24 protein-coding genes are annotated in these 26202 nt (G+C 58.1%); 12 read left to right on the plus strand and 12 right to left on the minus strand.

Features of this window, described 5'->3' with window-relative positions; all coding sequences use genetic code 11:
* Positions 1-17: 17 nt before the first annotated feature.
* Complete coding sequence (locus H4N61_RS11960) at positions 18-200, plus strand: hypothetical protein (RefSeq protein ID WP_169195132.1); 183 nt, start codon at positions 18-20, stop codon at positions 198-200.
* Positions 201-261: 61 nt separating this feature from the next.
* Here the strand turns inward: H4N61_RS11960 and katG are convergent, their stop codons facing one another.
* Positions 262-2466, minus strand: coding sequence for a catalase/peroxidase HPI (gene katG / locus H4N61_RS11965; RefSeq protein ID WP_282567600.1), 2205 nt, complete (start codon positions 2464-2466; stop codon positions 262-264).
* A 93-nt stretch (positions 2467-2559) separates the two neighbouring features.
* On the opposite strand from katG, the gene H4N61_RS11970 reads away from it, so the two are divergent.
* Entirely contained in the window at positions 2560-3459 is a 900-nt protein-coding gene (locus H4N61_RS11970; protein WP_169195130.1) for a hydrogen peroxide-inducible genes activator, read from the plus strand.
* On the opposite strand, the gene rarD is transcribed toward H4N61_RS11970, so the two are convergent.
* A complete protein-coding gene (gene rarD, locus H4N61_RS11975) occupies positions 3456-4145 on the minus strand; it encodes an EamA family transporter RarD (protein WP_182394097.1) in 690 nt (229 codons plus the stop codon). The two genes, H4N61_RS11970 and rarD, sit on opposite strands and share 4 nt — an antisense overlap.
* Positions 4146-4157: 12 nt before the next feature.
* Positions 4158-4376, minus strand: a complete 219-nt coding sequence (locus H4N61_RS11980; protein WP_182394098.1) for a hypothetical protein — start codon at positions 4374-4376, stop codon at positions 4158-4160.
* 175 nt (positions 4377-4551) lie between these two features.
* Here H4N61_RS11980 and H4N61_RS11985 point away from each other — a divergent pair, with 175 nt between their 5' ends.
* Positions 4552-4968: a host attachment protein gene (locus tag H4N61_RS11985; protein ID WP_169195128.1), complete on the plus strand. Its 417-nt coding sequence runs from the start codon at positions 4552-4554 to the stop codon at positions 4966-4968.
* A 251-nt stretch (positions 4969-5219) separates the two neighbouring features.
* On the opposite strand, the gene H4N61_RS11990 is transcribed toward H4N61_RS11985, so the two are convergent.
* The 5 genes from H4N61_RS11990 to ettA all read right to left on the minus strand — a co-directional run bounded on the left by H4N61_RS11990 (position 5220) and on the right by ettA (position 10599).
* Positions 5220-6068, minus strand: a complete 849-nt coding sequence (locus H4N61_RS11990) for an alpha/beta hydrolase (RefSeq protein ID WP_169195127.1) — start codon at positions 6066-6068, stop codon at positions 5220-5222.
* Positions 6069-6077: 9 nt separating this feature from the next.
* On the minus strand, positions 6078-6416 hold the full coding sequence (locus H4N61_RS11995; protein ID WP_182394099.1) for a hypothetical protein: 339 nt from the start codon (positions 6414-6416) through the stop codon (positions 6078-6080).
* 118 nt (positions 6417-6534) lie between these two features.
* Complete coding sequence (locus H4N61_RS12000) at positions 6535-6900, minus strand: response regulator (protein WP_248305962.1); 366 nt, start codon at positions 6898-6900, stop codon at positions 6535-6537.
* The gene (locus tag H4N61_RS12005) at positions 6893-8335 is read right to left on the minus strand and encodes an HWE histidine kinase domain-containing protein (protein ID WP_169195124.1); all 1443 of its coding nucleotides are present in this window, start codon (positions 8333-8335) and stop codon (positions 6893-6895) included. Before H4N61_RS12005 ends, H4N61_RS12000 begins: the two co-directional genes overlap by 8 nt.
* A gap of 608 nt (positions 8336-8943) precedes the next feature.
* Positions 8944-10599, minus strand: a complete 1656-nt coding sequence (ettA, locus tag H4N61_RS12010) for an energy-dependent translational throttle protein EttA (RefSeq protein WP_169195123.1) — start codon at positions 10597-10599, stop codon at positions 8944-8946.
* Between the two features lie 133 nt (positions 10600-10732).
* Here ettA and H4N61_RS12015 point away from each other — a divergent pair, with 133 nt between their 5' ends.
* From H4N61_RS12015 to H4N61_RS12025, 3 genes are all read left to right on the plus strand, one after another.
* Positions 10733-12148 carry a pitrilysin family protein gene (locus tag H4N61_RS12015; RefSeq protein ID WP_182394100.1) on the plus strand — a complete coding sequence of 472 codons (1416 nt, stop codon included), beginning with the start codon at positions 10733-10735 and terminating at the stop codon, positions 12146-12148.
* A complete protein-coding gene (locus H4N61_RS12020) occupies positions 12145-13476 on the plus strand; it encodes a pitrilysin family protein (protein ID WP_169195121.1) in 1332 nt (443 codons plus the stop codon). Before H4N61_RS12015 ends, H4N61_RS12020 begins: the two co-directional genes overlap by 4 nt.
* A 111-nt stretch (positions 13477-13587) precedes the next feature.
* Positions 13588-15762 carry an AI-2E family transporter gene (locus tag H4N61_RS12025; RefSeq protein ID WP_182394101.1) on the plus strand — a complete coding sequence of 725 codons (2175 nt, stop codon included), beginning with the start codon at positions 13588-13590 and terminating at the stop codon, positions 15760-15762.
* A gap of 32 nt (positions 15763-15794) precedes the next feature.
* On the opposite strand, the gene H4N61_RS12030 is transcribed toward H4N61_RS12025, so the two are convergent.
* The 4 genes from H4N61_RS12030 to H4N61_RS12045 form a co-directional block, all read right to left on the minus strand.
* Complete coding sequence (locus H4N61_RS12030) at positions 15795-17387, minus strand: GGDEF domain-containing protein (RefSeq protein WP_169195119.1); 1593 nt, start codon at positions 17385-17387, stop codon at positions 15795-15797.
* A gap of 111 nt (positions 17388-17498) precedes the next feature.
* Positions 17499-19673: an FdhF/YdeP family oxidoreductase gene (locus H4N61_RS12035; protein WP_248306514.1), complete on the minus strand. Its 2175-nt coding sequence runs from the start codon at positions 19671-19673 to the stop codon at positions 17499-17501.
* Between the two features lie 430 nt (positions 19674-20103).
* A complete protein-coding gene (locus H4N61_RS12040) occupies positions 20104-21015 on the minus strand; it encodes a hypothetical protein (protein ID WP_169195118.1) in 912 nt (303 codons plus the stop codon).
* A 397-nt stretch (positions 21016-21412) separates the two neighbouring features.
* Positions 21413-21760, minus strand: a complete 348-nt coding sequence (locus tag H4N61_RS12045; protein ID WP_169195117.1) for a hypothetical protein — start codon at positions 21758-21760, stop codon at positions 21413-21415.
* A 75-nt stretch (positions 21761-21835) separates the two neighbouring features.
* On the opposite strand from H4N61_RS12045, the gene H4N61_RS12050 reads away from it, so the two are divergent.
* The 6 genes from H4N61_RS12050 to ureC all read left to right on the plus strand — a co-directional run bounded on the left by H4N61_RS12050 (position 21836) and on the right by ureC (position 26168).
* Positions 21836-22678 (plus strand): urease accessory protein UreD, encoded by an 843-nt coding sequence (locus H4N61_RS12050; protein WP_169195116.1) that lies wholly within the window; start codon positions 21836-21838, stop codon positions 22676-22678.
* A 9-nt stretch (positions 22679-22687) separates the two neighbouring features.
* Positions 22688-22990 (plus strand): urease subunit gamma, encoded by a 303-nt coding sequence (locus H4N61_RS12055; protein WP_169195115.1) that lies wholly within the window; start codon positions 22688-22690, stop codon positions 22988-22990.
* A 9-nt stretch (positions 22991-22999) separates the two neighbouring features.
* A complete protein-coding gene (locus H4N61_RS12060) occupies positions 23000-23575 on the plus strand; it encodes a HupE/UreJ family protein (RefSeq protein ID WP_169195114.1) in 576 nt (191 codons plus the stop codon).
* Between the two features lie 9 nt (positions 23576-23584).
* Positions 23585-23890, plus strand: coding sequence for an urease subunit beta (locus H4N61_RS12065; protein ID WP_182394102.1), 306 nt, complete (start codon positions 23585-23587; stop codon positions 23888-23890).
* Positions 23891-23940: 50 nt separating this feature from the next.
* Entirely contained in the window at positions 23941-24360 is a 420-nt protein-coding gene (locus H4N61_RS12070) for a hypothetical protein (RefSeq protein ID WP_182394103.1), read from the plus strand.
* 98 nt (positions 24361-24458) lie between these two features.
* A complete protein-coding gene (gene ureC / locus H4N61_RS12075; protein WP_169195111.1) occupies positions 24459-26168 on the plus strand; it encodes an urease subunit alpha in 1710 nt (569 codons plus the stop codon).
* The last annotated feature ends 34 nt before the right edge of the window (positions 26169-26202 follow it).

Consider the following 26202-nt stretch of genomic DNA (forward strand, 5'->3'; position numbering starts at 1 on the left):
ACCACAAAGGAGTGATCATGACCAAAACTAATTACGACTATGGAAATACACCCCTTTGGAGCGCCATGATTAGCGCCAGATCGAACGGCGCCATCAAACAAATGTCAGAGCGTTATTCATGTGACGCTCCAGCGCCACTCGACACGCCTTCAGCCACTGTGTGGCAGCGCATGGCTGGCTGGCTGAAACGCACCGATTAGAAGCAAAAAGGCCCCGATGCTGAGCACCGGGGCCTTCATACTTAGAGCAAAGCTCTAGCGATTAGCGCAGATCGAAACGGTCTGCGTTCATCACCTTGGTCCAAGCCGCCACGAAGTCACGAACGAACTTCTCAGCATTGTCCGCCTGGCCGTACACCTCTGCGATTGCGCGCAGCTGGCTGTGCGAACCAAAGATGAGGTCAGCGCGGGTCGCGGTCCAACGCGCTTCGCCAGTCACACGATCAACGCCCTGATAGACATTGTCGCCAGCTGGGGTCCACTTGGTGGACATGTCCAGCAGGTTGACGAAGTAGTCGTTGGTCAGCGCTTCTGGGCTGTCGGTGAAGACGCCATGTTCATTGACGCCAGCCTTGAGCACACGCAGACCACCAACCAGTGCGGTCATTTCCGGAGCGGAAAGGCCGAGCAGCTGTGCACGGTCAACCAGTGCAGATTCTGGCGACAGGCGCTGCTTGCGGTAGAAGTTACGGAAACCGTCTGCCTGTGGTTCGAGCCACTTGAAGCTGTCAGCGTCGGTCTGTTCGTCGGTCGCGTCAACGCGGCCTGGGGTGAACGGAACTTCGATAACAACGCCAGCGTCGAGCGCTGCCAGTTCAACACCGACAACACCGGCCAGAACGATCAGGTCAGCAAGCGAAACACGCTTGGAGCCGGTCTGGGACTCGTTGAATTCAGCCTGAATTTCTTCGAGCGCAGCAAGCACTTCTGCAAGCTGTTCTGGCTGGTTGACTTCCCAGTCCTTCTGCGGCGCGAGACGAACGCGAGCGCCGTTTGCACCGCCGCGCATGTCCGAACCACGATAGGTCGAAGCCGAAGCCCAAGCGGTCGAAACCATAGCCGATACCGAAAGACCAGCGGCTTCGATGTCGCCCTTAAGAGCCACGATGTCAGCATTGTCGATCAGCGCAAAGTCACGCGCTGGAAGCGGGTCCTGCCAGATCAGTTCTTCCGATGGAACTTCCGCGCCGAGGTAACGAGCCTTCGGGCCCATGTCGCGGTGGGTCAGCTTGAACCAAGCGCGCGCAAATGCGTCAGCCAGTTCATCTGGGTTCGCCAGGAAGTGACGGGAGATCTTGTCGTAAGCTGGGTCCATGCGGAGCGCCAGATCGGAGGTCAGCATCGCTGGAGCCCAGCTCTTGCCTTCGATATGCGCATCCGGAACAGTGCCAGCACCGGCGCCGTTCTTTGGCGTCCACTGCTTTGCACCAGCTGGCGAAGTGGTCAGTTCCCATTCAAAACCATAAAGGTTTTCAAGGAACTTGTTGCTCCACTGGGTCGGGGTCTGCGTCCAGATGACTTCGAGACCCGACGAAATGGTGTCTGCACCCTTGCCCGAACCAAACTTGCTGTTCCAGCCGAGGCCCTGTGCTTCGATTGGCGCGCCTTCTGGCTCAGCTTCAACCAGCGATGCGTCGCCCGCACCGTGGGTCTTGCCGAAGCTGTGACCACCAACGATCAGTGCAACGGTTTCGTAGTCGTCCATCGCCATACGGGCGAAGGTGTCACGAATGTCACGAGCAGAATCCAGCGGATCGGCGTTACCAGCCGGACCTTCTGGGTTCACATAGATCAGGCCCATCTGCACAGCGGAGAGGGCGTCGTCGAGCTTGCGCTCGCCGGTGTAACGCTCAGCGTCCGAAAGCCATTCGCCTTCCTGACCCCAGTAGATGTCCAGTTCTGGAACCCAGGTGTCAACGCGGCCGCCAGCGAAACCAAAGGTCTTGAAGCCCATGGATTCGAGCGCAACGTTACCGGTCAGGATGAACAAGTCAGCCCAGGAAATACGGTTGCCGTACTTGCGCTTGATTGGCCACAGCAGACGGCGGGCCTTATCAAGGTTGACGTTATCTGGCCAAGAGTTCAGCGGCGCGAAACGCTGCTGGCCTTCGCCACCGCCACCACGACCGTCCTGAACACGGTAGGTGCCAGCGGAGTGCCAAGCCATACGGATCATGAACGGGCCATAGTGACCCCAGTCGGCTGGCCACCATTCCTGGCTGTCGGTCATCAGCGCGCGAAGGTCTGCCTTGAGGCCTTCGTAGTCGAGCTTTGCAAACTCTTCAGCGTAGTCGAATTCTTCGCCAAGCGGGTTCGCTTGAGCAGAATGCTGGTGCAGGACCGAGAGGTCGAGCTGGTTTGGCCACCAGTCGCGGTTCTGCGTACCGGCCTGCTGCTTGCCATGATTCACCGGGCACTTGCCTGTCGGTGCTGCGTCTTTCTGGTCAGGGAATACGTTATCTTCCACAGCGGGGCTCCTTTTTATTGGCCCCACATATACGGATTCGCACGCCATAAGGCCAATTGATAATTCTACCAATCATGATAAGATTATCTTATCATGCAAATCTCGTTGAAACAGATGCGTTACGCCGTTGCAGTCGCCCGCGCTGGCCATTTTGGCCGTGCTGCGGAAACCTGCGCAGTCACCCAACCTGCCCTGTCTCAACAGATCCTCGCCCTAGAGGCCCTGTGTGGCACGCCTTTGTTCGACCGGTTGAAAACGGGCGTTCGCGTCACCCCATTCGGTCAAGAGTTCGTTCTGCTCGCCGAAGAGGCCCTCCGCAGTGCCGAAGCGCTCGACGCTTTCGCCTTGCGTCACGCCGACCGCCCCGATCGCCCTCTCCGCTTTGGTCTTATCCCCACGGTCGCGCCTTACCTGCTGCCCGAAATTTTCCCAGCGCTGGGCCAGACCATGCCCGATTTGCGCTTTGCGATTTCCGAAGCGCAAACCGATAATTTGCTCACCAGTGTCCAGGACGGACGTCTTGATCTCGCGCTGATCGCCACCGAGCCACCACAAACCGGCCCACGCCTTGTGGTTCATGCCCTATTTGAAGATCACTTCGTTCTGGCCACGCCCAGCAATGAAATTGTCCAGCAGCCGGTTTCGCTCGACACCATCGCTCCTGAACGCATGCTCCTGCTTGATGAGGGCCATTGCTTCCGCGATCAGGCCATTGCCGCCTGCGGCCTGCCGGGCCGTGGCAAGAGCACGTTTTCCGCGACCTCGCTCTCAACCATTGTGGAGTTCGTCGCCTCAGGCCAGGGCGTCACCCTGCTGCCTGAAATTGCGATGCGCAAAGAAGGCCATAACCCGCGCATTGCGGTCCATCGTCTCAATGACCCAACCGCAACCCGTCAGTTGCGGCTCGTCTGGCGCGAAGCCACGCCCTTTGGCAAAACCTTTGAAGCCATTGCCCATCAGATCCGCCAGGCCCAACCGCCAACCGCCGCCTAGGCCTTGCTGCGACGGTAGCGTCTCAAACCGTCCCACGAGTAGATCGCCAAGGCGAACCAGATCAGGGCAAAGCTGGCAAATCGCACCGGATCAATGCTCTCACCAAAATAGGTAATCGCCAGCACAAAGGTGATGGAAGGCGAGAGATACTGCAGCATGCCAATCGTCGTCATGCGCAGGCGGCGAATGCCATATGCAAACATAATCAACGGCAAAGCTGTCGCCGGACCGCTCATTACCAAGAGCGTCATCAGCTTGGGATCAGCATGAACCCCCGCCCCGTTCGCCGCAAAATAAAGCCCTACCAGCACCATGGCGATGGGCGACACGACAATCGTCTCAACAAACAGCCCTGAAGTTGAGCCCACCTGCGCAGTCTTGCGAATATAGCCATAGGCCGCAAAACTCAGGGCTAGGCTGAGCGCAACAAGAGGCACCTTGCCCAGCGCCACCCACTGAATAGCAATCGCGAGACACGCCACCGCAATCGCCGAATACTGCACGCGGTTCTGTTTTTCTCCCAAAAGCGCGATGCCAATGGCGACGTTGACGATGGGGTTGATGAAGTAGCCAAAGCTGACCTCCAGCACCTGCCCGCTTTCGACCGCCCACACATAGATCAGCCAATTGCCAAACAGCAGCAGCGCCGAGCTGGCCAAAACCGCCAAGGTTCGCCGATTGGCCAAAACCGCCTTAACTTAGCCAAATCCAGTGGTGAAGGCGAGCAAGAGCCCGACAAACAGCACCGACCAAAGCGCCCGCTCTGCCACCACCAACACCGAGCCCGCGGGCTCAAGAAAGTGGAACAACACCGGCAAAACGCCCCAGGTGGAATAGGCCCCGACCGCGGCGAGAACCCCACTATTGTCGTTCGCCTTGGCAGGCTGTGGACCACGAACACGATTTGGCGAAGACATAGAACTACCCCGGCACGGACCCGTGCCCCTTGGCAGTAACAGGCTCACAGCACGCCATCAATTGGCCCCGCGCGCCTCCGGTATAAACTTTGCCACCCTTGGCAAACTTTTGACTCTATCCCACGTTGTACTCAGTGACCGCACTTGAACGCGGGACCATAGAGAGGAGAAACAGATGAAAACTGTCACCTGGATCCTGATTGCCAACGGCACGCAAGCCCGCGTTGTCGAATACAACGGCCCCAATAAGGGTCTCACCACAATTGGCGCCCTCGATTGGTCGATAGAGCCCCTGCAAGCGCAAGACATCAACACCGATAAAGAGGGCAAGGGCAAAACCTCAGACAAAAGCCCCGCCCAATTGCGCGAAGCCGATTTCATCAAGGAAGTTGCCGCCCGCCTCGATAAACGCGCTCTCAAAAACGAATTCCAACGCCTCGTCATCGCCGCCGCCCCGATTGCCTTGGGCAATCTGCGCAAGGCGATGTCCGAGCACGTTAAAAAGACCATTATCGCTGAGTTGGACAAAGACCTGACCAACATCCCCACCGACCAAGTCGGCAAGCATTTCGACGGCATTATTCCCGTCTAACTCAAACCTTCGGCACACTCGCTGCCATCCCTCCCCCGACCCGGGGGAGGCTAGGTGGGGGTATGTCCGCCACCGTCCGAAGTCAGATCATCCCGTTTGGATAATCTGAGGGCAGAAAGCCATGACTGCTACGCTCGAATGGCTGGATTGAGGAAGGTGACACACCAGCCTCGCCACACACCCGATCTGCCTCCCTCGCCCTCGAGGGGAGGGATTGAGGGTGGGGGGACTAAACCCTCAAACGCGAACGCCTAAACCGCGTCCTCGTCCTCATCTTCGTCATCCACCCCGCTCAGCACGTCCAAAAACTGCAAGAGCAGTGAATTGACCAAGTCCGGTCGTTCAACGCTTGGAATATGCGCCACGCCCTCAAGCACCACGGCAAATGCATTGGGCATGGTTTCCGACAAGGTTTCGTGGCGCTCAACCAGCGCCGTAAAATCCTCATCGCCAACGATCAGCAGCGCTGGCGCCGTCAGATCCTCTGTGCGATCCCACGCCTTTGGCCGCGCGATCTCTCCCGTCAGCTCCGGCTTGCGCAAAATATTGCCGTTCATCTCCATAAACAGCGCCCGCGCATCCCCGCCCACACGGCCGCTTTTCGCCCGAGGTCCATCCAGCCATTGATGGGTGATAACCTTATTGAGCATGTCGAGATCACCGCGATCCCATGCGTCTTCTTCGGCCATTTCAATGGCGCGTTCTTCCGCCGTCGCCGTCCATGGCGCGCCTGTCACCGAAGTCCCAATCAGCACCAGACCCAACACGCGTCCCGGATGCGCCAGCGCAAAGTCGATGGCGAGGCCACCGCCCATCGAGCAGCCGACAAACAGCGCCGCGTGAATATCGAGCGCGTCGAGCAAGGCTTCGAGATCGTCGAGATGGTTGAAAGCTTCGTCGGTGCTGGTGGTCTCGCCATAGCCCCGTCGATCATAGGCAATGGCGTGCCAACCGGCATCCGCCACCGCGCTCATCTGCTCGGCCCACATGCGTTTGTCGCAAACACCGGCGTGCAGGAAAATGATCGGGAGCCCGTCCCCCTGTTCTACCCCCTCGATGGTTGCGCCACCAATGTCGATAGAAAAGGGTTCTGCGGTCATTTTAGGAACTCACTCTGCGATACTGGCGCAGAAGGTAATCTCTTTGATCGGCGCAAACCAGCAACCGTCTCGATCCGCTACCGGAAAAAAGCGCCCCAATTGTGCGGGCGACCGACCGGGCTGACTATCTGCGGCGATCACATAACCAGGACCAGCGCCATCGGCCTCATGGGCGAAAACGAAAGTGTCGCCGTTTGGCAGAGCAAAGGTAATGCCGCCACCGTCGACTGCCACGTCACACGCGAAGCTGTCGTAGCCAGCCAAAGAGCATTCCCCAGAAGCCCCCAGCGCGGGCACTGCGAGAGCGCAGCAGAACAGCAATGCCGCTCCCGTCAAAAACCTCTTCATCAAATCCCCCAGAAAGCCAAGGCTCCGCAACCGCGGTGGTTTTGCACAGCTTACCGTAGAAAGTCCAGCGGCCTCAAAGGGTTTTCGCATCCTCCTGCCGCAATGGTAAAACAGCCCCTTAATTGAGCTTGAGCAGGGTGTTAAGCGCGTTCGAAATGTCGGCCTGAGTGTAAGGCTTTGAAACCACAGGACTGTCCTGCCATTCCGCCGACAGCCCCTCGCGTCCGTACCCCGTTGCAAAGAGGATCGGCACGCCCCGGTCGGCCAAAATCTTCGCCACGGGGAACACCGAGGAACCACCGATATTGACGTCCAATATCGCAGCATCGGGCTGTTCAACCGACGCCGCCAGCGATTGGGCTTGGTCGATCCACATCGCTTCACCCACGATTGTGAACCCCAAATCCTCCAAAATGTCTTCGAGATTGAAGAGGACGAGCGTTTCGTCCTCGACCACAAAAATCTTGCCGGATGGATTAGCCAAAATCGCCCTCCTGCGCGCCATAAGCTGCTGGGGGCACCGACAACAGTGCCGAAAATCCCTCAGCGGCATAACGCTGGTTGAGCGTCCCACCCAATTCACCGGTCACGACCGTGCGCAAGAGGCGCGAGCCAAATCCGGTTCGCGTCGGCTCCGCCACACGTGGGCCGCCGCGTTCCACCCAGTTGATCATCAATTCCGTGTTGGCGCCCTGCTCCCAACTGACCGACAACACACCATCGGCCGAGGACAGAGCGCCATGCTTGGCGGCATTGGTCGCCAGTTCATGCAACACCAACGCCAGCGCAATCGTCGACTTGGCGTTGATCGGGATGATCGGCCCGCCATAGCGCACGCGCTCATCGTCAAACGCCGAGAGCTCCTCTCGCACCAATTGGCCGATTTCCGTGTCGCGCCAACTGCGCTGGCTCAAAATCGTATGGGCCTTTGAGAGCGCAATCAGCCGAGATTCAAAATTAGATCGGGCCGTGTCGAGGTCATCGGTCGTCCGCAAGGTCTGCCGCGCGATCGATTGCACCGTCGCCATCGTGTTCTTGACCCGATGGTTCAGCTCATCGATCAGCAGGCGCTGCCGCCGCTGCGCTTTAACGGCCTCGGTTCGATCAATCCCATGCACAAACACACCGGTGATATGGCCGTCACGATCCTTGATCGGGTTAAAAGTGAAATCGAGATAGCGCTCCAAAGGCGGCTGGCTCGGATCATTGTTGATGATCACCTTCGCCGCCTCGGCACTATGGAAATATCCCTCGTGATAGACCCGGTCGAGCAACAGGAAGAACCCTTGCTCAATCATTTCCGGCAGGGCGTCCGCGCCAGCCATGCCCAAAGTCGCGCGATTGTTCACCATCGTCGCGAACCCATCGGAGGCGAATTTGATTTCGTGGTTCGGGCCCGACACCACCACCACAAAGCCCGGTGCCTGCTGAAAGAGCCTGCGAAACTCTTCGGCCGTTTTTTCAGTCTCACGCGTGCGTTCGATCAACTGTGAGGCCGCCGGAAACGCTGCGACCGCCAGCGCCCCATCACCATCGGCACTCGCCAACTCGGACACATCCACCGCCTGCTGCAAGATGTATTCCACCTCACCATCCTCGCCAAAAATAGGCACTTGGACGGCGGTCCAATACTTGTCGCGGATCGTGCCGTCCGCGCCAGCGATGGGGTAATGCAGGTAAGGAAGTGTCTGACGCAGCCCCGTCTCCAAGACGCGCTCATAGGATTGCTGGAGTTTATCGCGCCCTTCTCCCGGATTAGGGAACAGGTCGCGCACCATCCGCCCCACGACGTTTTCGCGCTTGCGTTCGGCGGCCTCCAAATAGGCCGCGTTCACAGCCACAATGCGCAGCTCGCGATTGAGAAGGAGGTAGGGACTGGGGAGCGCCTCAAAGACGCGGGAAAAGACCGTCACATCCATGCGCGCGTCAGCCCCTTACAAAAATAGTCCGAAACTGGAAGACGTTTACGTCTAACATTGGTTCCCGCCATAAGCAGAACTGCCATACGAAACCGGCAAACAAGAGCAGCTTTCCCTCACATTGCTTAAGGCCCAATGAAGAGAACACTGCGTTTTTCTCTAGGTGGAGGCCGGAGAACTTTTCTAGACTTATCCCCGCCAACATAACCTAAGTTAGTTTCATGCCCGTTGTGCCCATGAGCACGGTCATGACGAGTGAACGGGACGCAATGGCAGATGCAATGGGGTCGCCCATTGCTGATCCAACCTCTGGACCTGGTAGTCAGCGTGATACCCTAGGGCCAAGATCGTGGCGGCCGCTGCCAGCGCTGCCACAGCCAAGCCCAAATGCGGCAGCGCAAGTGGGCGACAGCTTCTTGCGATGACGGGCCTCGTCATTGGCCAGATCGCCCAGAGGTGAGGATGGTCTGTCACTCCGGCGAGGCGGAAACCTCACCCTTTTCACCACCCCTTTTATCGAGGCCAAGTCTCGCCGGGGTTGCTCATCCAACAAAAAACCGGCCCCGAAATTCGGGACCGGCTGAATGTGTTGCTCGTCTTGAACAGACTTAGCGGGTCAGCGGCTTGTAGGTCGCGCGCTTTGGATTGACGGCATCGGCGCCAAGACGACGGACCTTGTCCGCTTCATAGTCCTGGAAGTTGCCTTCAAACCATTCAACATGGCTATTGCCTTCAAAGGCCAGCATGTGGGTCGCCAGACGATCGAGGAACATACGATCGTGGCTGATGATCACTGCGCAACCTGCGAATTCTTCCAATGCTTCTTCAAGCGCTGCAAGAGTTTCGGTGTCGAGATCGTTGGTCGGTTCGTCGAGGAGGAGAACGTTCGAGCCCGCCTTGAGCATCTTTGCAAGGTGAACGCGGTTACGCTGACCACCCGAAAGATTGCCAACCTTCTGCTGCTGATCGCCACCCTTAAAGTTGAAGGTGGAGGTGTAAGCGCGCGAGTTCATTTCGCGCTTGCCGAGCATCAGTACGTCGTCGCCGCCAGAAATTTCTTCCCAAACGGTCTTATTGCCATCGAGCGCATCGCGGCTCTGATCGACATAACCAAGGTCAACGTTTTCAGCGACCGTGATGGTGCCCGAGTCTGGCTTTTCTTGACCGGTGAGCATCTTGAACAGCGTGGTCTTACCCGCGCCGTTCGGGCCGATGATCCCCACGATACCGCCCGGAGGCAGCTTGAACGAAAGGTTGTCGATGAGCAGACGATCGCCAAACGACTTGGAGATGCCTTCTACGTCGATAACATTGTGGCCAAGGCGTTCGCCTGGCGGAATGATGATCTGAGCGGTGTGCGACTGAGTACGCGCATCGTTGATCTTGACCAGTTCGTCATAGGCCTTGATACGCGCCTTGGACTTGGACTGGCGTGCCTGAGGCGACATGCCCATCCATTCCTTTTCGCGTTCCAGAACCTTGGCGCGAGCCGCGTCTTCGCTCTTTTCCTGCGCAAAGCGCTTGGCCTTGGCATCGAGGTAAGCGGAGTAATTGCCTTCGTAAGGCACGCCACGGCCACGGTCGAGTTCGAGAATCCAACCGGTCACGTTATCGAGGAAGTAGCGATCGTGGGTGATGATCAGCACAGCGCCTTCGAATTCACGAAGGTGACGTTCGAGCCATGCGGTCGTTTCAGCGTCCAAGTGGTTGGTCGGTTCGTCGAGCAGCAGCAGATCTGGCTTGGAGAGCAGCAGCGCGCACAGAGCCACGCGGCGCTTTTCACCACCCGAAAGATTGGCCACCGAAGAGTCGCCCGGAGGGCAACCAAGGGCTTCCATAGCCACTTCGACCTGGCTTTCCAGATCCCAGAGGTTCTGGCTGTCGATAACGTCCTGGAGCTTGGCCGCTTCGTCAGCGGTCTCGTCCGAATAGTCCATCATCAATTCGTTATAACGATCGATGACAGCCTTCTTCTCCTTAACGCCGAGCATGACATTGCCCAGAACGTCGAGGTTTGGATCGAGCTGTGGTTCCTGCTCAAGATAGCCAACCTTGGCGCCATCGGCAGCCCAGGCTTCACCGGTGAATTCGGTGTCGATACCGGCCATGATCTTGAGAAGCGTAGACTTACCCGAGCCGTTCGGGCCAAGGATGCCGATCTTCGCATCGGGGTAGAACGAGAGGTGGATGTTATCCAGAACCTTCTTGCCCCCGGCATAAGCCTTGGACATGCCGTGCATGTGATAAATGAACTGTCTGGCCATCGCCGCGTTCCTCGAATGGAAATTTGTGCCTCATTTAAGTGATACCCACCAGCTAAGCAACCGCCGCAGCAAAAGCCAAATGCCGCGCTTGCTCGGAATGTCGGCGTAATTTGAAGTCGGAGCTTATAAGTCAATGAACAGGACCATATCCTGGCCCCTAATCTCTGTTTTTCTGGTGTCTCCGGCATTTGCCGAAGATCTCCAGATCGTTCCCGATATCAGTCATTACACCCTGGATAATGGCCTACAGCTGGTGGTGATTCCCGATCACCGCGCTCCCGTCGTCACGCAAACGGCTTGGTACAAAGTTGGCTCAGCCGATGATCCGGTTGGTCAGTCCGGCATTGCCCACTTCCTTGAACACCTGATGTTCAAAGGCACCGAGAAATTCCCCGGAGGCACACTCGATCGTTTGGTCAGCGAATCCGGCGGCGACCACAACGCCTTCACCACCTATGACACCACCGCCTATCTCCAGACCGTGCCCGCCGATGTGCTGCCACAGATCATGGAGATCGAGGCCGACCGCATGCGCAATCTGCTTCTGCCCGAGGAGGTGATCGCCTCCGAGCGCTCCGTTGTGGAGAACGAGCGTCGACAGGTCGTCGACTTTGATCCCGGCAGTGTTCTGAGCGAAGAGATCGACGCCACCCTCTTCCAGAACCACCCCTATCGCATTCCCATTATCGGCTGGGCCCACGAGATCGCGCAGCTCGATCAAAAAGATGCCCTCGGCGTCTATGAGCGGTTCTATGCTCCCAACAATGCAATCGTTGTGATTGCCGGAGACGTGACCCCAGATGCAGCACTCAAGTTGGCCGAAGAGACCTATGGCAAAGTTCCGCGCGGGCCAGACCTGCCGGAGCGCGTTCGCCCGCAAGAGCCTACCCAAGAGACCACGCGCACGGTGACCCTTTTGGATGACCGCGTAGCAACGCCAAGCTTTGTTCAGTCTTGGATTGTGCCCTCTTACCGCACGGCAGAGCCGGGCGAAGCGGAGGCACTCGACGTTCTCAGCGCCATCCTGAGCACCGGCACGCTCAGCCGTCTCAATCAGGAACTTTATATCAATTCCAGCGACGCCTCTTACGCCGCGACCTTTTACGATGGGGGCGCTTTTGACTATGGCACGTTCAGCCTGACCGCTTCGCCCCAACAGGGCATCGACCTCAAGGCGCTCGAAGCCAAAGCCTATGGCGAAATCGAAAAAATCATCGAGAACGGCGTCACCGATGCCGAGTTGGATCGCGTCAAAAACCGCTATCTGCGCAATATGATTTTCCGCCTCGATAGCGCTGCGGGCGTGGGCAATTACTATGGCTCTTGGCTCGTCAACGGCATGACCATCGACGAGATCAACAACCGCCCCAACCAGATCCGCGCCGTCACCTCGGCCGATATTCAGGCTGTCGCCGCCAAATACCTGCGCCCCGACATCTCCGTCACGGGCTATCTCCTGCCCAAGGTGCCAGCTGCAACCGGTGATGCCCCTGCGCCCACAGAGCCTGCCCCAAGCCTGGCCCCAGCAACCGAGGAGACAGTGCAGTGATCGCCTTCCCAATGCCCAAATCTGTCCGTCTCGCCGCCGTGCTCGCCCCCGTTTTGCTGGGCACGCTCACACTCCCGGCTGTCGCTGAATCAAAGTTCAAGCAGTTCACCACGCCTGGCGGCATCTCCGCATGGATGGTGGAAGATCAGACCTTCCCCATCATCTCCATGTCCTTCGCATTTGAAGCCGGAGCGACCAAGGAGCCTGCGGAAAAAGCGGGCGTGGCCGGCCTTACCGCCGCTGTCATGACCGAAGCTACCGCGCAGCTTGATCCAAACCAACTCGCCGCCAAGGTCGAAGAGGTAGGGCTTGATCTCCAGCTATCTGCCGACAAGGATTACTTCTGGGGAAGCGCCCGCACCACGAGCGACCACGCCGACGAGGCTTTTGCGCTCATGGCCGAAGTGCTCAACGAGCCTCGGTTCGCGCAAGACGATCTCGATCGCGTGCGCCGCATCGCCATTGAAAACATTCGACGCAGTGCCGAAGACCCGAGCTATCGCGCTTCGCTTTTGTGGAACACCGCCATTTATGGCGACCACCCCTATGCTCGCCCGACCATCGGCACCGAGGAAACGCTGACCGCGATTGTGCCAGAAGACCTGCGCGCCTTTTACAAGGCTGGTCTCTCGCGCGACACGCTCAAGATCGGCATCATCGGCGCCGTGACCGAAGCTGAGGCCGGCGCGATCATCGATAAGGCTTTTGGCGCACTGCCTGAAAAGAGCACGCTGCCGACGGTTGCAACGGCCGAGGTGAACATTGGCGAAACTCTCGCCGTGGCTTACCCGCTCCCTCAAACGAGCCTGCGCATCACCTATCCCGGCATCGCCATCGAAGACCCGGACTATTACCCGGCTCAGGTGCTCGTTGAGATGCTGGCGGGTGGTGGGATCAGCTCCATCCTCAACACCGAAGTGCGTGAAAAGCGCGGCCTGTCCTATGGCGTGAGCGGCGGCCTTGCCAATTTCCGCTATTCCAACCTCATCACCTTCGGCACCTCCACCGAGCCACAAAACGCGGCCGAAGCGCAAACGGTGATCAATGACATCTTCAAGCAGATCGCCGAAGAGGGCCCGACCCAAGAGCAGGTCGATCTCTATAAGCGCTATCTGGTCGGCTCCTACGCCATCAACAATCTTGGGTCCACCGGCGGTCTCGTCGGCACCATGGTCAGCAACCAATTGCTGAACCTGCCCCTCGATTACGTCGACACTCGGACCGAGTTGATTGAGGCGGTAACCCCAGAACGCGTACAGGCCGTCGCCAAACGCATCTTTAGCGCGACGCCAACAGTTCTCACTATCGGCCCAGAAGCCACAGAGTAAAACGCCAAGTTGGCGCGCCGATCACTTCTGCTCGGCGCGCCAGAATTGACTTAGATTAAGCGGAACGAAGTCATCACGCCTTTGTTATGCTGACACTTAGGGATTGTCAGCATGTCAGAACTTCTAACGCCTCCCGCGACGCATTCACGTCGCCCCTCCGCTTTTGAAAGTGTCGCCACTTTCTGCCTCATCGCCGCATTGCTTTTCTTCGGCGCAGGCATTTTTGTTCCTCTGGTTTTGGCCATCCTTCTCGCGTTTGCCCTCAACCCGGTCGTGTCCATGCTCAACCGCAGACTGGGTCTTCCCGACCCTGTCGCGGTTATTTTGGCCGTCCTTTTGGCCATGACCCTTTTGGCCGGTTTTGCGCTCCTCGCTGGCTCGCAAATCGCCCATCTGGCGCAAGAACTGCCGGGCTATCGCCAGACCATTCAAGGTAAGATTGAAGGCCTGCAAAGCCAGTTCAGCGGCCTGACCTGGCTGGATCAGTTCAATGGCATGATCTCCAATATCGACGCAGGCTTCGGCGGCAGTAGCGACGCGCCAGCCGTCACCGGCCAGATGAAGCCGATCCCGGTCTCCATCTCCAATGAACTGGGCCCCCTCAGCATCGTCACCTCGGTGATGGGCTCCATCGTTGGCCCTGTCGCGACCATTGCCATCGTCACCGTCTTCCTGATCTTCCTGTTGATGGGCCGTGCGGATCTGCAAGATCGCTTCATTCGCCTTGTCAGCGCCGGTCGCTATTCGCTCACCAACCTTGCCATCACCGACGCCAGCCGTCGCGTTGGCCGCTATCTCATCATCCAGTTGTGCGTGAACATCACCTACGGCGTCATCTTTGGCATTGGCCTCTGGCTCATCGGCGTGCCGAGCGCCCCTCTGTGGGGCATGATGATCGTGCTGTTCCGTTACATCCCTTTCGTTGGCGCGCTGATCGTTGCCGTGCTCCCCTTCGCCCTCGCCTTCGCGGTCGATCCGGGCTGGAACATGTTGCTGATGTCGGTCGGCCTCTTCCTCATCATCGACCTCACCACCGCCAATGTCATCGAGCCGCGCCTCTATGGCACCAGCACGGGCGTCTCCCCGCTGGCCATTCTGCTCTCCGCCATGTTCTGGGCCACGCTCTGGGGTCCTGTAGGCCTGATCCTCGCCACACCCATGACCGTCTGTCTCGTCGTGATCGGGCGACACCTGCCGCAGTTCCAATTCCTCGAAACCCTTCTCGGCAGTGAACCCGTGCTCTCGCCCGCCGAACGCCTCTACCAGCGCATGCTTAAAGGCGACACCGAAGACGCGATTGATCTCAGCGACGACTATCTCGAAGAAAATGGCCGTGCCGCGCTCATCGCCGATGTCATGCTCCCGGCCCTGCGTCTGGGGACTACCGAGCTATCAGACCGCCCAGAGTCCCTACCCCAACGTCGCCAGCTCATCACCTCATTTGAAACCGTCATCGCCGACGTCTTCGAGCACGAGTTTGCCGATAATGCCTCCGTCCTCATCGTCGGCGGCCGCACCGAAATTGACGAAGCAGCCGCACGCCTCATCGGCCTAGAGCTGGCTGAGCGGACCATTCCCGCCACCATTCTTCCTCCCGGCGCCATCCGTCAGGAATCCATTGGCCGGCTAGACCTCGATCCGGTCGAAACCCTCGTACTGGTGTTCATGGGACGCGATGTGCGCGCTCAATGCCGCTATGTCGCTCGCCGTATTCGCCGCATGAGCCCCAATGTGCGCCTCATAGCTATCGTCACCAATGCGCTTGCCGCCGACGAAACCGCTGAATCGCTCCATGTCGATAACGTCTACCGCGACTTCCACAGCGCCGTAGATGGCATCTCGGAAGTCGCAACACCAAAAAGCATCGAGCCTTGGGAAGAAGTACCGCAACCCTTCGCCGGTCTTGGTCGCGGTGATGATGCTCTGGGTCAGGAACTTGACGCGATTGCCGAGCGCTTCGGCGTCCCAGCAGCGCTCATCAATCTGATCGATGATGATCGTCACCTCGACGATGGCGATGCTGCCAAACTCACCCAGCTGGTTGTTACCGACAACGCTCCACTGATCGTCCACGCAGCTACGCCTGACGAACGCATCGGCGACAACTCATATCTCGTGACCAATGGAATAGACTTCTACGCCGCAGTCCCGTTAACGGTCGCCAACGGCACCACCCCGCTCGGCGCACTGGTCCTCTTGGATTATGAGCCACACGAGGGCTTCACCGAAGACGATCTCGCACGCCTCAGACAAGAGGCCACAAAGCTCGTCGAAAACTTCGCTTAGCAACAATCCCAGTGCCCGCGTAACAGCGGGCACTACTCCGCCGGCAGCGCGGCGACGGACGAACGGCCATCTGCAATGACCTGATCACGCCCGGCCTTCTTGGCAACATAGAGCCGCCTGTCCGCCTCTGCCAGCAGCTGTGGTCCGCTCAAAATGCCCGTCTCAACCAGGCCAATGCTCACCGTGACCTTCAATCCCGGGGCCAGATCACTAAAGTCCGTATCCCGCACAGCGGCCGTAATTTGCCAGGCAAGTGGCGCCGCAGCTTCCAACGACACATTTGGAAATAGCAGTCCGAACTCTTCGCCCCCGATGCGGTAAGGCCGCATGGCCGGATCGATCGTGCGCAGCAGTTGTGCGACCCTACGCAGAACCTCATCCCCGACAATATGCGAGTATTGGTCGTTGACGAGTTTGAAGTGGTCGATGTCGAGGATGGCTAACGACGACTTCTCATGGCCGATGGTCTCGAAGGCACTGTTAAACGCACGCCTATTCGGGATCTCCGTGAGCGGATCGACACCCGCCTGCATCTCAAGCTCTTCCGTTCGCTTGCGCAATTTGTCGTTCGTCAACTGCATATCGACCACGACAGCGCGTTGCCGCGTCCGATCATCACTCTGCCGGATATAGGCCGCATGAAAACTGCGATGGAACGACAAGGCGCGTGCGAAATCGCCCTTGAGCTCCCAAATATCAGCCAAGCGTTGCAAGCTTTGAACGATCTGATCACTGATGGAATGTTGCGATGCGATCCGCTCGGACTCGACATAAGCGGCAAGCGCCTCGTCAATGCGCCCCATATTCCGAAACACCTCGCCCCTTGTGTAGAGCATATGCGTTCGCGCTCGCGGGCCATGCTTGCCAGGCAAGGTCTCAGCTTCCACTAAATCTTTCAGCGCCCGGTCGAAGTGGCCGCAATACGCCAACAGTTCTGCACTGTTACACAGCGCCACCGACAAATTCCAAAGGTCACCGGCGGCCCGCGACACATCGGCGGCAGCCCTTAGGGTTCTGGTCGCATCATCGATGACCTGCTCGCCATTCATACCGGGATCGATCTTGTCGGCGACCAATATTGCCGAGAGGGTGGCGTAAGATCGGTTGACCAACGTCAGGGCAATCGTGCTCTCGTCGCCGGACGCATAGGCGAGATCAAGCGCCTCTTTCAGCATCTGCGATGCCAAGGCTCTCTCATTGCAGATGACCAGCGCTACGGCCTTACAATTCAGCGCGAACGCATGAAGTGCAGGATCAGCCGTTCGCGAGGCGATAACCACAGCCTCACTGGCGGTCTCAAAGCTAATGTCGCTCAGGCCCAATTCCAAAATCAGCCACGAGTAAACTGCCAGAGACAGGGCATGGCCCCAATCGTTCTCCGTCTGCGAGAAATAATTGCGGGCAGCGTCCGCGGCCTGCATGCCTTCGTGAGGATAGCCCAGCTGCAAGCAGAACCATCCGATACACCGGTTGCATTCCGCCTCAGCCTCGAGGTCGCCTGCAGCTTGGGCCTGTGTCAGCAACACGCGCGCTTGCTCCAGCCCCTCGAACGAGCGGCCAACACGTCCATGGTCCCAACACTCTCGGGCGAGCTCTACCAGCTGCTTGTTTGAAACGTCGTTCAATAAACCCTCCGATAGAGCTAACCTGACCGACTTATGTAAATAAATTTAGAAATAAAAATCAAAAATCTACATCAGATGACAAGAGACTGTCTGCGCTACTAAAATACTTCTCTACAATACCGGCCGAATGCTAATCGGAACTGATTTAAAAGCGGGCGTCTTACTGCGCGGATCAACTTCCGTCCCCACGAGCACATTGGCCTCGGGGTAATAAGCCATGGCGCTTCCTGCCGGCAGATCAAAGCTGGTGGCAAAGCCAACCATCTCGCCGGCCTCTGAAGAAACGGCAATTCGCTCCCCTTCGCTGACCCCAAAACGCGCCATGTCTTGCGCATTAAGAAACACCGAATAGCGCCCCGACTTGCCGCGATAGCTGTCCTCTTCCTCATAGATAATGGAATTGAACTGCCCCTCGCTGCGCACGGTCGCGAGAATCAACTGATCTGACCTCATCGCCGGAATTGGCGTCACCACAAAATGCGCCTTGCCATCCACCGTGCCGAAACTAGGCGTGTGCATGACCCGGTTCTGGATATGGAATTCGCGCTTAGCGACATCAATATCGGCCAAGCCCTCCATGCCCGGAACAATGGCAGCAATGGCGTCGCGAATTTTGCTGTGCTTGGAAAAGCCGTCAAAATCAATTGGACTGCCGGGCAATATCCGCTGTCCCAATTGCCCCAAAATCCAGCTTTCTGGTCGCACAGTCTCGATGCGTTCTATGCCGCCATCCGAGAGGCGAACGAAGTTGAACATCGACTCTTGCGTTGTCGGTTCCCATTCTTCGTCGCGCGCCGTCACCGGCAAGATCATCACCTCACCATCGCCCAGCCCATGAACATGGCCCTGATTGAGCGTGGTAGTCAGAAACAGCTTGAACCCAATATTGCCCATGGCCCGGCTGGAAAACGCTGTGTCTGGCGTCGCCGCCCACAGATTGCCGCCCATAATCACAGCGGCATCAATTTCCCCCGCCTCGGCGCGCTTCATGCACGCCATGGTGTCGAGCCCCTTCTCCTCAGGGAAGGTGACGCCAAAAGCCTCCTCCATTTTGGCCAACACATCCTTGGCCAAAACAGGCTTCACACCAATCGTGCCGATGCCCTGCACATTGGAGTGCCCGCGCAGTGGCAACAGGCCCGCGAAGCGTTTGCCCAACATGCCGCGCACCAGAGCAAGATTTGAAATCGCCTCAACATTGGCAACGCCATGAACATGGTGGGTCATCCCCATGCCCCAGGCAAAAACCGCGTGTTTGGCTCGCCCATAATTGGCCGCCACACGTTCGATCTCTCCTCGTGCAATCCCGCAGGCCGAAACGATCTCGTCCCAGCTCAGTGCCTCAAGATCGCTCCTGAAAACCTCGAAATCAGCACCGTGGGCTCGAATAAAATCCGCGTCCTCGGTCCCCTGCTCAAGCACGGCCTTAGCCAGTCCCTTGAACAGCGCGATGTCCGAGCCGATGCGCGGCTGCAAATAGTCTGACGCAATATCGCTCCCGCCCTTGAGCATGGACATCGGCGATTTCGGCACCGCAAACTTGACCAGACCCGGCTCCTTGGCCGGGTTGATCACAATCACCTGCCCGCCCCGCTCGCGGCAGTTCTTGAGCATATGAATAAAGCGCGGGTGGTTAGACGATGGATTGGCCCCGATGACAAAGATCAAATCGGTCCCGGTCAAATCCTCTAATTCAACGGTTGCCGTGCCCTTGCCGATTGTCGTCGCAAGGCCCTCGCTGGTCGCCTGATGGCAATAATAGGAGCAATTGTTGACATTGTTGGTCCCATAGGTCCGCGCCAGCAATTGGAACAGGAACCCCGCCTCATTCGAGCTGCGGCCGGACGAATAAAAGAAGGTGCGCCGCGGGTCGGTCTCGGCCAAACGGTGTGCTGCATGCTCAAGCGCAGTGTCCCAATCAATCGGGACAAACCTGTCTGATCCGGCGCGACGGAACAACGGCGTCCCCAAACGCCCCAGATGTTCCATTTCTTTGCCGGTCAGCTCGCCCAACTCGGCAATGCTGTGTTCAAATATTGGATGTGGAATGGCGGGCTGGATATCGGTCGACTGCGCCTGCACACTCTTGTTGCAAACCGATGGAAACTCATCGAGTTCGTTGGTCATGCCGCCGTGCTGGCCACCCATGCCATAGGCGCAAGCCTTGCAGGTGTTCTTGGCCGTCAGTGCCTTGGTGGCTTTGCCCACCCCCATCTTGCCGATGGTTGAGAGCGTATAGAGCACCTTCTTGGGGCCACCGCCCACAATTGCACTGGTATCGGCCACGAAACTTACCCTCCCCCGAAACAGGTCGGCTATTCTCATGCCCTGACGAGGCAGACGCAAGTGCTGGCTGCGCGAGTTTGAGAAGTGAGGATGATTTTGGTTTTCAAGAAAACCCGCCCCGATCTGTTCCCGTTCCCTCCGTTGAACAAATCGGGGCGTTAAGCCCGGGCGCCCTTATCACCCGAGCCGGGTAACTGAAAACTCAGTGGAGGCAAGTGCTACATGCTCATTGCCCTGCACGCCATTGGCCAAAAGGTTAGTGCGCCATCAGAAAAACCTAGGCTCTGAACCTGTGCAAGCATTTTCAAACAAAATCGCCGCGAAAATCTTTTGCTGCCTATTTCCTGCGCTTTGTGCTGCCTTTTTGAAGACCACAAAACCGAGAAGGGCCGGCCATAGGCCGACCCTCTTTTGTTGCCGTTTTGCTCTTTTAATAAACGAACATCGTCAGCTGCGAGCCATTGCGATGAACTGCAAACACTCGGTCTGGCTTGTGCGAGGTACGGCTCAGCGAAGCATTGAGCAGAGCATCCCCCGAAACGGCATATTGAAGATTTGGGGCCATGCCGGTCTGGGCCATGGCCGACTTCAGCCAGTTGCGCAGTTCTGGACAGACATTGACCTTCTGCACCTGCACATTGCTCGCACGGTTCCAACCGTCAAACTTAGTGCCCTGCATCATCTGTGCGAGCTGACCGCTCGAAACGCCATTGCAGACGATCCCTGCAGCACCGGGGCCGCCGCTGCCGTTTAAACCGCCGGCGCCAAGCGCACCAAAGTTGATGACCTGCATCCCGCCACCAGCACCAGGTGCGCCCGGATTGCCCGGATTACCGGGAGTACCCGGCCCGCCAGGACCACCAGGGCCTCCAGGTCCACCCGGAAGGATACCGATACTCACCACGTCAGGCCCTAGCAGGCCAACGTCGACAAGCGTCGTTCCACCCAGACCAACATTTGCATTGATGCCACCGCTAGTGTTCACATTGGCCGTAACGGCGCCATTGCCGATGTTGGCGTCGAGCAAACCGCCACCGCCACCACCAAGACCGACGTCAATCAACGCCCCCGTATCCGCATCGCCAGAACTAACGCCAACGAGGCCGCCAACATTGAGGCCACCACCGGAATCCGAGCTGGAGCCTCCGCCTCCGCCCAAACCGCCGGTAACAGTCTCGGTGACCGAGCTCAGTGTGTCCGTGACACCGCTGAGCAAGCCACCGCCACCGCTATCACTTCCGCCGCCACCAAGAAGACCTCCCAAAAGTCCCTGAGAATGTGCCGGAATAACCGATCCTACCATCAGCGCCGCAGACAGTAGGACAATGCCCATTTTCGTCATGATCAACTCCCGTAAGCGCGAAACACGCTATACGGATAAATCCGCATGAATACTTATGTTGCATCACGAAGGTCTAAGCTAAAAACACAGAAATCAAAGAGTAACGACACTCAATTCAACTTAATTCAAATGCAATTCAGATTGAATTCTCAATTCACTATACCCTTAGTAAAAGAGCGCGAAGTCGAAACTTCGCGCTCCTGGGAACTGAGCAAGGAGCGTCAGCCTCACTCACTTCACCCTCTTCAGGCCGACAGATCGCCAGCCTATTTTGGGTCGGGGATTGGTAGATTTCCGAAGGCCACGCTGGCGCTAAACATCCCGTAAAACCGTGAAACTGCAGATGCCAATAAAAACGCCCGGTCGAAACCGGGCGTTTTTAACGGAGTGTGATGGGTTACTGAACCCAACCACCGTCCTTGCACTGCTCAAGCGTGATCCCGCTGAGATCAATCGTGGTTGTGGCCTGAGCTAAACCCTCGGCAGGCGGCTTGTCGCCATCGGTTGGCTCTGCATTCGGCAGCGCCCCAGCGGCAGCGTCGCTGAGAGTATTCTTATCAGTCGAGTTCATTTCTGAGGAAGCCCCTGCAGCGAGAGCGATTTCATCGCATTTGGCCTGCACAGCAGCCACATCGCCTTCAATCACGGGATTACCAGAGATGGTCTTGGCGTCTTGCGCCATCGCTGGAACGACCATCATGCCAACAGTTAGTGCAAAAATTGAAATTGCTGATTTCATATGCATTTTAGTGTCCTGTATGGTGTTTCGTACAAGAGCTCTTGCTCGTCCGATAAATGGTAGTGCGGTCAAAACGTTCCGATGAGTGCGATCACGGCAGAAAAACTGATCTATGCTGACCTTCAACGAGCTCGCGGCATTGGCCGGGTCTCGACGAAACAATTCGGCGGTCGGACGCATTTAGCCAGCTTGTACCAAGATGGCTGCGCCAAGATCCGCCTGCCAAAAACTCATTCACAATCGCTGGAAGCCGTACTCATCAACACCGCTGGCGGCATCACCGGTGGCGATCAAATTGAGTGGGAAGCGTCCGTCGAAGCAGATGGCCACCTCGTTCTGACCACCCAAGCTTGCGAACGCAGCTATCGCTCCACCGGCCAAACGGCCCGTATCCAGACCACTCTTGAAGTTGGTCAAAACGCCCATCTCGATTGGCTCCCGCAAGAGACGATCCTGTTTGAGGCCAGCAAGCTCTCCCGCCGCCTCAACATACATCTGGCCGAAGGAGCGACCCTCACCGCCATTGAAGCGATATTGCTCGGTCGCGAGGCGATGGGCGAAGATGCTCGCGACGCGGAGCTCTCCGACAACTGGCGGATCTATCGCTGTGGGCGGCTGATCCACGCCGAAGCCACCAAACTGACCGGCACTGCTGCAGAGCGCGATGCTAACGCCCTCTTGTCCGGAGCGCGCGCCTTCGCCTCGATTGTACACATTACCAAGACCAGCGATGAAGCCGACCGTATCGCTGACCGCCTCCGCGCCATCATCGCTCCACACAGTCGCACTGCCATATCGGCCAATGGCGAGCGCATAGTCCTGCGTGCGGCCGCGCCCTCAGGCATAGAATTGCGCCGAAACATCGTTCCTATCCTCGCAAATCTCACCGCAACCGGGACCCTACCCCGCCTTTGGCATCTCTAGGAAACGCCCATGAACCTCACGCCTCGCGAAAAAGACAAGTTGCTCATTGCTATGGCTGCCATCGTGGCGCGTCGCCGCCTTGAGCGTGGGGTCAAACTCAACCACCCCGAAGCGATCGCCCTGATCACCGATTTCGTGGTCGAAGGCGCTCGCGATGGCCGCCCCGTCTCAGAGCTCATGGAAGCGGGCGCTCACGTTATCACCCGCGATCAGGTGATGGAGGGCATTCCCGAGATGATCCATGACATTCAGGTCGAAGCGACATTCCCCGACGGCACCAAGCTCGTCACCGTGCATCAACCCATCCGATAAGGCTGTACCATGCTCAAACGCCTTCTTCTTGCCCTCGCCCTCACAACCATCGCTACCGTCCCGGCATTCGCCCATCTCGACCCGGAGGCTCATGGCTCCTTCGCTGCAGGCTTCAGCCACCCTCTGCTCGGCCTTGACCATATCCTGGCCATGGTAGCCGTTGGGCTGTGGGCGGCACAGCAATCAGGTCGCACCATCTGGCTTGTTCCAGCCGCGTTCGTTGGCACCATGGCGCTCGGCTTCCTCACAGCTATCCTCGGCATGCCCCTCCCCATGGTTGAGCCGGTCATTCTTGCCTCGGTGATCTTCATCGGCCTCGGCATTGCCTTGGCCCTCCCCGTTCCACCAGTCGCAGTGGCTGGCCTTGTCGCCTTCTTCGCCTTCTTCCACGGCCACGCGCATGGTGGGGAATTGGGTGCGGCAGGCGCTTCGCAATTCGCGCTAGGCTTTATTGTCGCAACTGCTATTTTGCACGCCGTCGGTATTGGGGCCGCTCAGTTGTTTGCGCGACTGTCTGCTCCCCTTGCGACGCGTCTGGTCGGCGCAGCCACAGCATCCGCGGGTGCGTGGCTTGCATTTGCATAAGGAGTCGTGATGATCCCCGGTGAAGTCATTCCTGCAAGCGGCGAGATTGAGCTCAATCGTGGCGCAGTGCAGATCACCCTCGAAGTTGCAAATGCGGGTGATCGGCCCATCCAAGTTGGCTCGCACTATCACTTCTACGAAACGAACCCTGGGCTGCTGTTTGATCGTCAGCAGGCGCGTGGCATGCGCCTCGACATACCAGCGGGCACGGCGGTGCGTTTCGAACCCGGACAGGCGCGAGAGGTCAGACTCGTGCCAATCTCCGGCGACCGCAAAATCTATGGCTTTCGCCAATCCGTCATGGGCGCCCTGTAAACGCCCAACTCCTTTAACTCGATGTGCGCTGCACACGACCGGCAAAGAAAATGACCCAGGAAACAATCAACGAAAACAATAAAGAAGCGTTCTTCAAGCGTCATTTCATTGCCGTGATCGAGGACTTGAAGGAAAATGGCTTCAACGACGGCGAAGCCATGGCCATGATTGGCTCTCTCGCGCTCACCGTCTCTGAAGGTCTCGGACACAAAAAATGGAGCGAAGCGAAGGCCGCGTGCACTCGTGAGCAATATGACGCCTTGCTCCTGACGTTCCAGCAGCAGGGCGAAAAGGCCCATGCCGAAGGCTTGAGCAAACAGGCCTACGCCATCCAAACGCTCTCCACCGCCCTCGTGGCCGCGACCCAGCGCAAAGACCCACACATCGCGCAGGGCGAGCCCTTGCTCGACGACATCATCGATGAAGCGGTCACCTTCTACGAAACCTTCAAAGACACGACCGTGAATTAAATCAGAGCTGGCGCAAGCCAGCTCTCTTGTTTTCAGCCGCCAAACCGGCCAATCTGAGCCTTGGGAAGCTTCTGTTCCGGGCTCATACGGGACATAAAATGCCAGCACGTATCTCGCGCGCCAGCTATGCCGACATGTACGGCCCGACCACCGGCGATAAAGTCCGGTTGGCGGATACGGAACTCTTCATTGAGGTGGAGAAGGACTTCACCACCTATGGCGAAGAGGTCAAATTCGGTGGCGGTAAAGTCATCCGTGATGGCATGGGCCAATCGCAGCGCACCCGCGCTCAGGGCGCCGTTGATACTGTCATCACCAACGCATTGATCGTCGATCACACCGGCATCTATAAAGCCGATGTCGGCCTCAAGAACGGCGTCATCTCCGGCATTGGCAAAGCGGGCAATCCGGACACCCAGCCGGGCGTAGACATCATCATCGGCCCTTCAACAGAGGCGATCGCCGGCGAGGGTAAAATCCTCACTGCGGGGGGCATGGACGCCCATATCCACTTCATCTGCCCCCAGCAGATCGAAGAAGCGCTGATGAGCGGCGTCACCACCATGCTCGGCGGCGGCTCCGGCCCGGCTCATGGCACGCTCGCCACGACGTGCACTGGCGCTTGGCACATCGAACGCATGATCGAAAGCTTCGACGCCTTCCCGATGAACCTTGCTCTCGCTGGCAAGGGCAATGCGGCCGTTGCCGCCCCGCTCGAAGAAATGATCCTCTCCGGCGCTTCCTGCCTCAAGCTGCACGAAGACTGGGGCACCACCCCCGCCACCATCGACAATTGCCTCTCAGTTGCTGACGATTACGACGTGCAGGTGATGATCCACACCGATACGCTCAATGAATCTGGCTTTGTCGAAGACACGGTCGGCGCCTTCAAAGGCCGCACCATCCACGCCTTCCACACCGAAGGCGCGGGCGGCGGTCACGCTCCGGACATTCTCAAAGTCGCGGGCCTGCCCAACGTCATTCCCTCCTCGACCAATCCGACCCGTCCCTACACGGTCAACACCATTGCCGAGCATCTCGACATGCTCATGGTGTGTCACCACCTCGATCAATCGATCCCGGAAGACGTCGCCTTCGCCGAAAGCCGCATCCGTAAGGAAACCATCGCGGCCGAAGACATTCTGCACGACATGGGCGCCCTCTCGATCATTTCCTCCGACAGCCAAGCCATGGGCCGCGTCGGCGAAGTGCTGATCCGCACCTGGCAAACCGCCGATAAAATGAAGCGCCAGCGCGGTCGCCTGCCGGAAGAAACCGGCGATAACGACAATTATCGCGTCCGCCGCTACATCGCTAAATACACCATCAATCCAGCCATCGCCCACGGCATGAGCCAGCACATCGGCTCAATCGAAGTCGGCAAGCGCGCCGACCTCGTCCTCTGGAACCCAGCCTTCTTTGGCGTCAAACCTGAAATGATCCTGCTCGGCGGCTCGATTGCAGCAGCGCCCATGGGCGACCCAAACGCGTCCATCCCAACACCGCAACCGATGCACTATCGCCCCATGTTTGCGGCCTACGGCAAACTGGCGTCGCGTTCCTCGGTCGTCTTCATCTCACAAGCCGCACACGACGCTGGGCTGCGCAACCGCCTCGGCGTCGACAAACAGCTTCTTCCGGTCTCCAACACGCGTGGGGGCATCGGCAAAGCCGCGATGAAGCTCAACACCGCGACCCCGAACATCGAAGTGCATCCTGAGACCTATGAAGTGCGGGCCAATGGCGTCTTGCTCACCTGCGAGCCCGCAACCGTACTCCCTATGGCACAACGGTATTTTCTCTTCTAAGTCTGTTTGACACTCCCCCCTCGCTGCCGCACAT

Source organism: Devosia sp. MC521, assembly GCF_014127105.1.
Lineage (GTDB): Bacteria > Pseudomonadota > Alphaproteobacteria > Rhizobiales > Devosiaceae > Devosia.